The following is a 12085-nucleotide window of genomic DNA, read 5'->3' on the forward strand; positions in this document are numbered from 1 at the left end:
CCGGGACCGCCGTCGTCAGCGGGTCGGAAGCGTGAGCTCGGCCACACGCGCCGGCCCGGCGAACGCATCGATCGCCGCGATCCGATCGCCGTCGACATCGAACGCCATGACCGACACCGCCCGCCCGCCGACCAGGACCACGACGCCCGGGAGCCCGTCGATCAGCACGGGCTCGAGCACGGCGTCGGGGATCGCGAACATGAGGGCACGGCTCGCCACCGACGCGCTGCCGCGGACGAGCGACGTCGCCGACAGCCCCTGGTCGATCCGGAGCTCGACCTCGGGGGAGAGCAGCGCCACGAGGCGGTCGAAGTCCCCGGCGCGCGCGGCGGCGAAGAAGGCGTCCACGACCGGACGACGCTCGCGGGCGGGCCTGGTTCCGGCGACGTCGGCGGAGCGCATCCGCCTGCGCGCGCGACTCGCGAGCTGTCGCACCGCTTCGGGGGAGCGTTCGAGCAGCTCGGCGATCTGCTCGAACGGGACGTCGAACGAGTCGTGCAGCACGAACGCGACGCGCTCGGCGGGGGAGAGACGCTCGTGCACGGCGGTGAGCGCGGCGCTGATCGCATCCTCCCGCTGCGCCTGCGTGAGCGGATCCGGAGTGCGCGGCTCCGGCTCCACGACCGGGTCGCCCCCGTCGTCGTCCAGGGGGATCTCGCCGCGCGCTGCCCGGGCGCGCAGGATGTTCAGGCACGCGCGCGAGGTGATGGTCGTCAGCCAGCCCCCGATGTTCTGCACGTCGTCGACGCCGGCCGCCGATGCACGGAGCCACACGTCCTGCACGGCGTCATCCGACTCGGACGCCGATCCGAGCATGCGCTCGGCGATCCGCCGCAGCCGAGGACGATGCTGCTCGAACAGCAGCGCGAGCGAATCCTGATCCGTCATGTCACATCTCCTCCGGCCCGCGTGTCATCAGAGTGACCGCGTCGCTCGGCGCGGTCATGACACCGAGAACGGGAAGAGTCTGACATGACCATCGACCAGACCATCGACACCACGGCCGCCGTCGCGATCAAGGCGCGGATGCCGCACCCGGCGTTCCTGCTCGAAGGCGGCTTCGACGCGCTCACCGCGCTCAGCGCCGTGGCGGCATCGACGGAGCTTCCGGAGGCGCTGCTCCACCTCGTGCATCTGCGTGCGAGCCAGATCAACGGCTGCAGCTGGTGCACGATCGAGCACGCCAAGGAGATGCGCGCGGACGGCGCGAGCGACGAGAAGGTGTTCGGCGTGGCCGCCTGGCGCGAAGCGCCGCTGTTCACCGCGTCCGAACGGGCGGCGCTCGCCTTCACCGAGGCGCTCACCCGCATCGCCGACTCCGCCGACCCGGTGCCGGACGAGCTGTGGCACGAGGTGTCGGAGCACTTCGACAGGCGCCAGCTCTCTGCGCTGATCCTCGCGATCAGCACGATCAACGTGTGGAACCGCATCAACGTGGCGATCCGTCAGCCTGCCGGACAGTGCTGACCGTCGCGCCGGATCCGCGGCTCGTTCCGAGGTCAGGGCTGCGGATCCAGGGCGTCGTAGGCGCGGAAGCGCGGGGTGAGGCGCACGAGCACCGCGACCAGGGCGATCACGAGGAGACCGCCGAGCAGGGGCGGGAACCAGAGCGCGGTGAGCGAGGCGAGCGCGCCGGCATAGAGGGCGCCCAGACGGGGGCCGCCCGCGACGACGATGATGAAGACGCCCTGCAGGCGCCCGCGCATCGCATCGGGGACCGCGGCCTGCATCATCGTGTTGCGGTAGATCGAGCTCACGTTGTCGGACGCGCCCGACAGGGCCAGCGCGATGCACGCGAGCACGATCAGCACCACGTCGGGCGAGGACGCCGTCGCCGCAGAGCCGCCCTGACGCAGGGCGCCGCAGACCAGCACGACGCCGAACACCGCGATCGACGCGCCGTAGGCCTGCACCGCACGGGCGATGCCGCGCCCGTGCCAGCGGTAGTGCACCATGCGTCCGGAGAACAGGCTGCACAGGAACGTGCCGACGGCGACGGCCGCGGTCAGCAGGCCGGTGGTGACCGCCCCGCCGCCGAGGATCACCGTGCCGAGCGCGGGGAACAGGGCCAGCGGCTGGCCGAACGTCATCGCGCAGATGTCGAGGACGTACTGCATGCGGATGTTCCCGGCGCGCCGTAGGAAGCGCCACCCGTCGACCAGCGAGGCGAGTCCCGGACGCACGATCTCACCCTCCGGCTTGAGCGCGGGCAGCGTCCACAGGCCGAGGAACATCGACAGCATCAGGATCACGTCGATCGTGTAGGTCCAGCCGTAGCCGGTCAGCGCCACGAGGAGTCCGGCGAGAGCGGGACCCGCCATCACGGTCATCCCGAAGGCGACGCCGTTGAGCGCGGAGGCGGGCGCGAGCATCTCGCGGGGGAGCAGCCGGGGGACGATCGCCGTGCGCGTGGCCATGCCCACCGAGTTGGCGGCCGCGATGATCATGCTCAGCGCGTACAGCCACCAGATCGTCTCGGCATGGGTCCAGGTGAGGGTCGCGAGCAGGGCGGTGGCGGCGAACGTGACGACCGCGGCGATCAGGGCCACCCGGCGGCGGTCGAAGGCGTCGGCGAGCATTCCGCCGTACAGGCCCGCGAGGATCATGGGCACGAGCCCGGCCACCGCGATCATGGAGACCGCGAACGTGCTGTGCGTGAGCGCGAACACGTGCAGCATCACCGTGACCACCGTGAGCTGACCGCCGATGCCGCTGAGCGTGGATCCGATCCACATCCGGGCGAATGCCGGGCTCTGCCGGAAGGGGCTCAGGTCGATCAGATGACTCACTCGTCGAGCGTATCGGCGCGGTGAGGACCCCGGATCCGGCCCGGGCGCGCGGGGGCTTCCGGTGCTGATAGACTTGTGCGGTTGCCGTTCGATCGGCCGCGGATAAAGAGAGCCCACGCATCAGGCGTCGGGCACCGCGCAGCAAAGAGGAAGGGGATCACCTATGGCACTGGATGCAGACGTCAAGAAGGCGATCATCGAAGAGTACGCGACGCACCCCGGTGACACCGGATCCCCCGAGGTGCAGGTTGCGATGCTGACGCAGCGCATCAAGGACCTCACCGAGCACCTCAAGGAGCACAAGCACGACCACCACTCGCGTCGTGGCCTGTTCCTGCTCGTCGGTCAGCGCCGTCGTCTGCTCGGCTACCTCCAGGACGTCGACATCGAGCGTTACCGCTCGCTCATCGAGCGGCTCGGTCTGCGTCGATAAGACGCAGACGCCTCCCGGTTGCTGAGGAGCGACCGGAGGGAGCGTATCGAAGCAGAGCGTCTGGGGCTCCGCCGCTAAGCAGCAGCGCAGCCGCGTACAATCGCGCGAAACATTCTTGCGAGGCCCGTCCCACGGTGTGGGGCGGGCCTCGATCTTTGCCCGGTGCCGCGAACCCCGAGCGGTGCTGCCGATCGTCAGTGGAGCGACACCGGGGACCGGCGGATGACCAGGGCAACTGCGACGGAGAACGCGGCGGAGATCACCGCCATCGCGATCAGCGGCGCACTCCAGCCGTCGGTGGCGTCGTGGAGCGCGCCGAGGGCGAACGATCCCAGTCCCGCGACGGCGTAGCCGACGCCCTGCGCGATCGCCGACAGCGGTGCGGCGGACGCCGCGTCGGCGGCCAGGCTGACGATGAGGCCCATGCCGAGCCCGAAGGCCGCGCTCTGCACGATGCCCAGCATCGTGACGATCACGGCGTCGGGCGAGCCGTCGAAGGCGAACCAGAGGAAGCCGACGATCATCACCACCCCCAGACCGGGGCCGAACCAGGTCAGGATCCCTCGGCGCCGCGCCAGCACCGGGGCGACGAGCGTGGGGATCAGGCCGATGATGCTGAACCAGGCGAGCAGGCCCCCGGCATGGGCCGCATCGGCGCCGCGGGAGACCAGGAGCAGGGGCAGCCAGGTGGTGACGGAGAAGTAGAGCAGGGCCTGGAGGGCGAACACGGCGGTGACGAGCGCGACGGTCGGACGCGCGGAGGGCGGGATCCGGGTGCGCATCCGGGAGCCTGCCGACGCGGCGGCGGCGGGGATCGGGGACACCGCGAACATGGCTGCGGCCGCCGCGGCGGCCAGGATCGCCCAGGCCGCGAGGGACGGGGACGGTGCGCCGAACAGCCGGGACATCGGAACGGACAGGCTCGCACCGAGCGCGGCGCCCACGCCGAACGACATGCTGCTCAGGCCCACCCAGAGTCCGCTCGCGCCGAGCGACTTCAGGAACGGCGGCAGCAGCGTCGCCCCGATCATGATCGCGATCCCGGCCAGGCAGGTGCCGGGCAGGAGGGTCCACGAGGCGAGCACCCGCACGCCGAGCGCGACGGCCAGCAGCACCATCGCCGTCGCGAGCGCGCGGTGCACGCCGATCCGTCGGGCCAGCAGCGGACCGAGCGGGGCGGCGAGGCCGAACGTGACGATCGGCAGAGCGCCGAGGATCCCGCGCTGCAGCGGATCCAGGCCGTAGGTATGGCTGAGCGCGTCCAGCAGGGTCGAGACCGACGTGATCGCGGGCCGCAGGTTGACGCCGACCAGGAGCGCCGCGGTGAGCGCGAGCGCACGCGCCGCGCCCGTCGCCGTGGGGTGGCCCGCGGGGCTGGAGAGAACCGTGCCTTCGTCGACTCCGCGCGCCCGCTCAGCCGGCGAGGACACGGAGCCCGTCCGCGACGACGCGTCCATCGTGCAGGACCGTGCGGTCGGTGCCGCGGTCCATCACGGCACTGGTCGGCGTCTCTCCGTCCACGATCAGCAGATCCGCCCGGTCGCCGACGGCTGTACCAGGGCGATCCTGCACGCCGGTGAGCCGGGGCACGTCGTGGGACATGATCGCAGCGCCGCCCATCGTCGCGACGGCAAGGCACATCTCGATGTGCTCGTCCCGGCGGAAGCTGTTCGTGAACGCGAGCTGCCAGGTGCGATCCAGCATGTCCGCGTTGCCGTACGGGCTCCAGTAGTCGCGCTGGCCGTCCTCTCCGAGGCCGAACCGCACACCCGCCGAGACGAGGTCGACGAGCCGGAGCTGGTTGCGGGCCGCCGGCGCGACGCTCGCCATCGCGATGTCCAGCTCGGCGAACGCCTCGATGAGACGTCGGCTGGTCGCCTCGTCCACGCCGCCGAGCTCGTAGGCGTGCGACATCGTCACCTTGCCCTGCATGCCGAGTGCGCGCACGCGCTCGAGCACGAGCTCGGTGCTGAACACGCCGAGGTGTCCCGGCTCGTGCAGGTGGATGTCGACCTCTACCTGGTACTTCTCGGCCAGACCGAACACGATGTCGAGATGCCGGACCGGGTCGCGGTCGAGCTGGGAGGGGTCGATGCCCCCCATCACGTCCGCGCCCTGCCGGAGCGACTCCTCCAGGTAGTCGACGGTTCCCTCCTCGAGCAGGATGCCGGCCTGCGGGAAGGTCATCACCTGCACGTCGGCGGCACCGGCGAACTTCTCCTTGGCCGCCATCACCGAGTCGAACTTCTCCAGTTTGCAGTCCACATCGACCTGTGCGTACGAGCGCACCCGCGTGGTCCCGCGGGCGATCATGCGCTCCAGGGTGCCCGCGACGATCTCGGCGTGCGGAACGTCGGTGTTGCGCCAATGGGCGCGGTCGTTCAGCATCATGGCCCAGACGCCGGGTGCACCCGTGTGCTCGCGGAAGGGGAGGCCGAGGCGCGTGGAGTCCAGATGCACGTGCACATCGCTGAACGAGGGGAGGAGCAGTCGCCCCCGGCCGTCCACATCCCCCGCCCCGAGCGGGACGGTGCGGTCGTGCGGTCGGACGGCGCCGATGCGGCCGTCCTCGATCACGACGTCGGATGCGGAACCGCCCCACGGGCGGACGTCACGAATCAGCATGGAACTCCTCGGTGCGGGACGGATTCGGCGGGACACGACAGAGCGCCGGCGCCGAAAGGAATGGTATACCATTCTCGGAGCCAGCGCTCTGTGCGGAATCCCGGATCCGCTCGCGCGCGGAGGTCTCAGGCCGGAGTGCCGACCAGATCCGCGTGATGGATCGCCGCGACGTCGGGGTGCGCCCGCAGACGGGACTTCAGCGCGTTCTCGCCGTACAGGGCGTGGATCGGGTTCGACGGGTCCTTGGTGACGCCGCGTGCCTGTGCCGCGAGCTCGGCGGGCAGCTCGATCAGCGGCAGGCGCGCGTCGAGCGCAGGGTTGAAGAAGAAGGGGATCGAGATCCGCTCGTCCGGAGCCTTCGGCGAGACCACGCGGTGGTTCGTCGCCTTGAGGTAGCCGTCGGTCGCGTACTCGAGGAGCTCGCCGATGTTGACGACGAACGCGCCGTCGACCGGCGGGGCGTCGACCCAGGTGCCGTCGCGCTCGACCTGCAGGCCGCCCTTGCCGGGCTCGACCCACAGCAGCGTGAGCACGCCGGAATCCTTGTGGGCGCCGACGCCCTGCTGCGGCTCGGGCTCGTGCGTGCCGGGGTAGCGGACGATCTTGATGAGGGTGGAGGGGTCGCCGAAGTTCTCCTCGAAGTACCCCTCGTCCGCGCCCAGGGCGAGCGCCCAGGCCCGGAGGAGCTTGCGGGCGACGCCGGAGAGGTGCTCGTGCCACTCCTCGACGATCTCGCGCAGCTCGGGCTGCGCCTCGGGCCAGAGGTTCGGGCCGATCAGCCGGTTGTATCCGGGGCCGCCTTCGACGGCGGCGCGCTCGGAGCCGATGTCGATCTGTTCGCGCCAGTCCACGGCGCCCTGCGTGCGCTCGCCGCCGATCCGGGTGTAGCCGCGGAAGTGCGGGCTCTTCACGTTCTCGATCGCGAGCTTGTCGGCCTCGGGCAGGGCGAAGAAGTCCTTGGCCGCCTGGTGCAGCCGTGCCTCGAGCTCGGGGGTGACACCGGTTCCGGTGAGGTAGAAGAAGCCGACGTCGTGCGTCGCCGCGCGCAGGTCGTCGCGGAAACGCGCCGCGGCCTCGGGGCCGGCGTCGAGCTGGGAGAGATCGAGGATCGGAAGGTTCAGTTCGGCCATGAGGCGAGGCTAGATCGGCTCGTCGCCGTCGGCGCGAATGTTGCCGTGGATTACTCGCGGACGCCGTCGGCCCGCGCCGGGAGGTGTTCCGGGGAGGCGTCTCGGGATGCGGGAGCGCGACGGGACGGATGCTACAGTTTTCTGAGGTAAGGGATGCCTTACCTCAGAAACTCGTCAGGAACAGTCCCTCCGTGTTCGCCACCTTCCTCATCGGCCTTCGTGAAGGCCTCGAAGCCGCGCTCGTCGTCGGCATCCTCGTCGCCTACCTGAAGCGGCTCGATCGCAAGGACGTGCTGCCGCGTCTGTGGATCGGCGTCGGCGCGGCCGTGCTGCTCGCCCTGGGGATCGGCGCGGTGCTGACGTTCGGCGCCTACGCCCTCACGTTCCAGGGACAGGAGATCATCGGCGGCACGCTGTCGCTCGTCACAGTCGCCATGGTGACCTGGATGATCTTCTGGATGCGCAAGGCGGGGCGCACCATGAAGGCCACCCTGCAGGGCGGCGTGGATCGTGCGCTCGAGACGGGCACCGTGTGGGCGCTCATCCTGGTCGGTTTCGTGTCGGTCGCCCGGGAGGGCGTCGAGACCACGCTGCTGCTCTGGTCGATGGTGCAGTCGTTCGGGGACGCGCCCTCGGCGATCCTCGGCGCGGCCCTCGGCCTCGTCGTCGCCGTCCTCGCCGGCTGGCTCCTCTCGCGCGGCGCCGTGCGGCTGGATCTCTCCCGCTTCTTCACCTGGACCGGCGGCTTCCTCGTCGTCATCGCCGCGGGCGTGCTCGCGTACGCGATCAGCGATCTGCAGGAGGCCGGCGTCGTGCCGGGCCCCTTCACCTCCGCCGCGCCGCTCGACGGCGCCGGAGCCGTGCTCGTGGGCGCGGCGGGCTTCCCGTTCGGATGGGCCTTCGACGTCTCGGCGGCGATCCGCCCGGACAGTGCGCTCGCGGTGCTGCTCCAGGCCGTCGTGGGCTTCATGCCGAGGATGAGCTGGATCCAGGTGATCGCCTGGGTGCTGTACCTGGCGATCGTCGGCACGCTCTTCGTGCGCGGCCTGCGCCGCGCCGCCCCGCGCGCCGCCGCCCCCTCCGTCTCCGATTCCGTCCCCTCGTCCGCGCCGGCGCTCGTCGCCGCGGAGCCGTCGGCTGCGCACATCGCGCCGACGACCGTCTCTTCCGAAGGAGCCTCATGACTCTCTCCCGCCCCATCGCCGTGCTCGGCGCGGTGACCGTCCTCGGTCTCGCCCTCACCGGCTGCGTCGCGAAGAGCGACGTCGCCGCCGCCGGACGGCTCACGGTGTCGTCGACGGCGGACGCCTGCACCGTCTCGGCGGGCACCGCGAGCAGCGGCACCCTCGCGTTCGACGTCAGCAACAAGGGCGAGGAGGTCACCGAGTTCTATCTCCTCGCGGAGGACGGCGTGCGGATCGTGGGCGAGGTCGAGAACGTGGCGCCCGGTGCGGCGCGCACGCTGACCGTGGTCGCCCAGCCCGGCAAGTACTTCACCGTCTGCAAGCCCGGCATGATCGGATCCGGCGTCGGCAAGGCGGCGTTCTCGGTGACCGGGGCGAAGGTGGCGGAGAACGGCGGAGACGCCGCGCAGAAGCAGAAGGCGCTCACCCAGTACGCCGCGTACGTGAAGGACCAGGTCGGGCAGCTGATCCCGGCGGCGAAGGCGTTCACCGACGCGTACCGCAACGGCGACGATGCGGCTGCGAAGACGCAGTTCGCGACCGTCCGCTCCTACTACGAGCGCATCGAGCCGGTCGCCGAGCAGCTCGGAACTCTCGACCCCCGCCTGGACTTCCGAGAGCTCGACGCCAAGGCCGAGGGCATCGACTGGACGGGCTTCCACCGCATCGAGAAGGATCTGTGGGCTCCGGCTGCCGGTGCCGTGAACTCGGACGGCACGACGCCCGCGACCCAGGACTGGGCGCCGTCGACGCCCGCCGAGCGTGCGGCGTTCGCCGACAAGCTCCTCGCCGATCTGCAGGAGCTCTTCGACCACGTGCACTCGGACGCGTTCGTGAAGGACCTCGAGGCCAAGGGGATCGCGGGGATCTCCAACGGGGCGATCTCCCTGCTGGACGAGGTGGCCAACGGCAAGATCACCGGTGAGGAGGACTGGTGGTCGGGCACCGACCTCTCCGACTTCGCCGCGAACGTCGAGGGATCCAAGATGGCGTTCTCCGTGGTGCGCGAGTTCGCGGAGAGCAAGGGTGCGGAGGGCAAGAAGCTCGTGGGGCAGATCGACCGCGGCTTCTCGGCGCTCGAGGCCGAGCTCGCGGTCCACGGCTCGCTGAAGGACGGCTTCGCGCCCTACTCGACGGTCACCGAGACGCAGAAGCGCGACCTCACGGATCTGCTGAACGCGCTCGCCGAGCCGCTCTCCAAGCTCACCAGCACGATCCTCGGCTGACATGAGCGTCCCCGATCCCGCGGAGGAACAGATCCCGTCGGCCCCGGAGGCATCCGCCCCGGGAGACTCCCGCGCGGCGGAGCAGAGCGACCGGCCCGGCATCAGCCGCCGCGGCCTCATCGGCTGGGCGCTCGGCAGCGGTGTGGCCGGGATCGCCGCCGGAGCCGGCGGCGCGGCGGCGATCGCGTCCAGCGGCGTCCTGGCCGGCACGCCCGCGGCGGACGAGTACGCCTTCGAGGGCGCGCATCAGGCCGGCATCACGACCCGCGTCCAGGAGCACCTGCACTTCGCGAGCTTCGACATGATGCCGCGCGCGAGCCGCGACGACCTGATCTCCCTGCTCCAGGACTGGAGCTACGCCGCATCGCGTCTCACGAAGGGGCTCGACGTGAGCGCCGCGGGCGCTGTGGGCGGCTCTCCCGAGGCGCCTCCGGACGACACCGGGGAGGCGCAGGGGCTGACCGCCGCGGGGCTCACCCTCACGATCGGCCTCGGCCCGTCGCTGTTCCTCGCCGAGGGCGACCGGTTCGGGATCGCATCCCGGCGCCCGGCCGTCCTCGCCGAGCTCCCCGGATTCGTCGGGGATGCGCTCGACGCCGCCTACACCGGCGGAGACCTGTGCATCCAGGCGTGCGCCGACGACCCGCAGGTGGCGGTGCACGCGGTGCGCAACCTGAGCCGCATCGCCTTCGGCCGGGCCCGGCTGCGCTGGTCCCAGCTCGGCTTCGGGCGCACGTCGCGCACGTCGGCCGACCAGCAGACGCCGCGCAACCTTTTCGGATACAAGGACGGCACCGCGAACATCCTGGCGGACGACGCGAAGGCGCTCGCCGAACACGTCTGGGTGGGGGAGGAGGACGAGCCGCAGTGGATGGCCGGAGGCTCGTACCTGGTGGCCCGCAAGATCGCGATGCTCGTCGAGACGTGGGATCGGCTGCGCCTGGCCGAGCAGGACCGCACCATCGGACGGGCCAAGGGCAGCGGGGCTCCGCTGTCCGGTGGTGGCGAGACGACCGAGCCGGTCTTCTCCGGCTCGGCGATCGACGAGCACTCCCACGTGCGCCTGGCGCATCCGACGGTCAACGACGGGATCCGGATCCTGCGCCGCGGCTACAACTACGTCGACGGCAACAACGACCTGGGCCGCCTGGACGCCGGGCTCTTCTTCCTCTCCTATCAGCGTTCGCCCGAGCAGTTCGTCACCCTGCAGAAGCGCCTGTCGACGGATCTCATGAGCGAGTACATCCGGCACATCGGCTCCGGGATCTGGGCGATCCCGCCCGGGGCGGAGAAGGGCTCCTACGTCGGCGCGGGGCTGTTCGCCTGACGCTGCGCAGGCTCCCCGGATCCGCGCTGGCCGGCATCCGGGATCCGGGGAATACTTCTGAGAGGCAGACGTTTCACCAGATATATTCAAGTGAATAGAAATCTGAAGGAGACAGCAGTGAGCGAGTCGAGCACCTGGTCGGGCATGCAGTTCGGCCTCATGTCGGTCAGCGACATCACCCGCAACCCGGTCACGGGGGAGACCCCCAGCGAGCGCGAGCGGATCCAGAACACCCTCACGATCGCCAAGCACGCCGAAGAGGTCGGCCTCGACGTCTTCGCGATCGGCGAGCACCACAATCCGCCGTTCTGGTCGTCGAGCCCGACGACCTTCCTCGCCGCCCTCGCCGCGCAGACCGAGCGGCTGATCGTCTCCACGTCCACGACGCTGATCACCACGAACGACCCGGTGAAGATCGCCGAGGACTACGCGATGCTGCAGCACGTCTCCGGCGGCCGCATGGACCTCATGATGGGCCGCGGCAACACCGGACCGGTGTACCCGTGGTTCGGCAAGGACATCCGGCAGGGCCTGCCGCTCGCGATCGAGAACTACGCGCTGCTGCACGAGCTGTGGACCAATGACGTCGTGGACTGGGAGGGCAAGTTCCGCACCTCGCTGCAGGGCTTCACCTCCACTCCGCGCCCCCTCGACGGCGTGGCCCCCTTCGTCTGGCACGGCTCGATCCGCACGCCCGAGATCGCCGAGCAGGCCGCCTACTACGGCGACGGCTTCTTCGCGAACAACATCTTCTGGCCCAAGGAGCACTACCAGCGCCTCATCGAGCTGTACCGGCAGCGCTTCGCGCACTACGGCCACGGCACCCCCGAGCAGGCGATCGTCGGCCTCGGCGGCCAGGTGTTCATGCGCGCGAACTCGCAGGATGCGGTGGACGAGTTCCGCCCCTACTTCGACAACGCGCCGGTCTACGGTCACGGTCCCTCCATGGAGGACTTCACCGAGATGACGCCCCTCACCGTGGGCTCGCCCCAGCAGGTGATCGACCGCTACGCCGCCATGCGCGACCACTACGGCGACTACCAGCGCCAGCTCTTCCTCATGGACCACGCCGGACTGCCGCTCAAGGTCGTGCTCGAACAGCTCGACATCCTCGGTGGCGAGGTCGTGCCGGTGCTGCGCAAGGAGCTCGCCCAGAACCGTCCGGCGTCCGTCCCCGACGCGCCCACCCACGCCGCCCGCGTGAAGGCGGTCTACGGCGACGGACCGGCGCGTGAAGCGCGTCCCGGTGCGAACCGCGGCGACAACCTGACGGCCGGCTCGCCCTACCAGGACGGCGGCGCGGTCCCGGCCCGTCGAGAGACGCAGGCCGGTGCGGCGTTCGGCGCTGCGGCCACGAAGGGGGCGAACTGA

11 protein-coding genes are annotated in these 12085 nt (G+C 70.6%); 6 read left to right on the top strand and 5 right to left on the bottom strand.

Features of this window, described 5'->3' with window-relative positions:
- Positions 1-15 precede the first annotated feature (15 nt).
- The gene (locus RL72_RS15445) at positions 16-888 is read right to left on the bottom strand and encodes a sigma-70 family RNA polymerase sigma factor (RefSeq protein ID WP_045251766.1); all 873 of its coding nucleotides are present in this window, start codon (positions 886-888) and stop codon (positions 16-18) included.
- An 84-nt stretch (positions 889-972) separates the two neighbouring features.
- Here RL72_RS15445 and RL72_RS15450 point away from each other — a divergent pair, with 84 nt between their 5' ends.
- Complete coding sequence (locus tag RL72_RS15450) at positions 973-1467, top strand: carboxymuconolactone decarboxylase family protein (RefSeq protein WP_211256073.1); 495 nt, start codon at positions 973-975, stop codon at positions 1465-1467.
- A 32-nt stretch (positions 1468-1499) separates the two neighbouring features.
- Here the strand turns inward: RL72_RS15450 and RL72_RS15455 are convergent, their stop codons facing one another.
- Positions 1500-2735: an MFS transporter gene (locus tag RL72_RS15455; protein WP_248700501.1), complete on the bottom strand. Its 1236-nt coding sequence runs from the start codon at positions 2733-2735 to the stop codon at positions 1500-1502.
- Positions 2736-2952: 217 nt separating this feature from the next.
- Here RL72_RS15455 and rpsO point away from each other — a divergent pair, with 217 nt between their 5' ends.
- Positions 2953-3222, top strand: coding sequence for a 30S ribosomal protein S15 (rpsO, locus tag RL72_RS15460; protein WP_045251768.1), 270 nt, complete (start codon positions 2953-2955; stop codon positions 3220-3222).
- A gap of 194 nt (positions 3223-3416) precedes the next feature.
- Here the strand turns inward: rpsO and RL72_RS15465 are convergent, their stop codons facing one another.
- The 3 genes from RL72_RS15465 to RL72_RS15475 all read right to left on the bottom strand — a co-directional run bounded on the left by RL72_RS15465 (position 3417) and on the right by RL72_RS15475 (position 6977).
- A complete protein-coding gene (locus RL72_RS15465; RefSeq protein WP_156156816.1) occupies positions 3417-4652 on the bottom strand; it encodes an MFS transporter in 1236 nt (411 codons plus the stop codon).
- Positions 4636-5847 carry an amidohydrolase family protein gene (locus RL72_RS15470; protein WP_045251769.1) on the bottom strand — a complete coding sequence of 404 codons (1212 nt, stop codon included), beginning with the start codon at positions 5845-5847 and terminating at the stop codon, positions 4636-4638. The genes RL72_RS15465 and RL72_RS15470 overlap by 17 nt, the downstream gene beginning before the upstream one ends.
- 125 nt (positions 5848-5972) lie before the next feature.
- Positions 5973-6977, bottom strand: coding sequence for an isopenicillin N synthase family dioxygenase (locus RL72_RS15475; protein WP_045251770.1), 1005 nt, complete (start codon positions 6975-6977; stop codon positions 5973-5975).
- A 191-nt stretch (positions 6978-7168) separates the two neighbouring features.
- Here RL72_RS15475 and efeU point away from each other — a divergent pair, with 191 nt between their 5' ends.
- The 4 genes from efeU (at position 7169) to RL72_RS15495 (ending at position 12085) form a co-directional block, all read left to right on the top strand.
- Entirely contained in the window at positions 7169-8161 is a 993-nt protein-coding gene (gene efeU, locus RL72_RS15480) for an iron uptake transporter permease EfeU (RefSeq protein WP_045251771.1), read from the top strand.
- Positions 8158-9387 (top strand): iron uptake system protein EfeO, encoded by a 1230-nt coding sequence (gene efeO / locus RL72_RS15485; protein ID WP_045251772.1) that lies wholly within the window; start codon positions 8158-8160, stop codon positions 9385-9387. The genes efeU and efeO overlap by 4 nt, the downstream gene beginning before the upstream one ends.
- Position 9388: 1 nt before the next feature.
- Positions 9389-10714: an iron uptake transporter deferrochelatase/peroxidase subunit gene (gene efeB / locus RL72_RS15490; RefSeq protein ID WP_082072444.1), complete on the top strand. Its 1326-nt coding sequence runs from the start codon at positions 9389-9391 to the stop codon at positions 10712-10714.
- Between the two features lie 144 nt (positions 10715-10858).
- Positions 10859-12085, top strand: a complete 1227-nt coding sequence (locus RL72_RS15495; protein ID WP_248700502.1) for an LLM class flavin-dependent oxidoreductase — start codon at positions 10859-10861, stop codon at positions 12083-12085.

Source organism: Microbacterium azadirachtae (genome assembly GCF_000956545.1).
Taxonomy (GTDB): domain Bacteria; phylum Actinomycetota; class Actinomycetes; order Actinomycetales; family Microbacteriaceae; genus Microbacterium; species Microbacterium azadirachtae.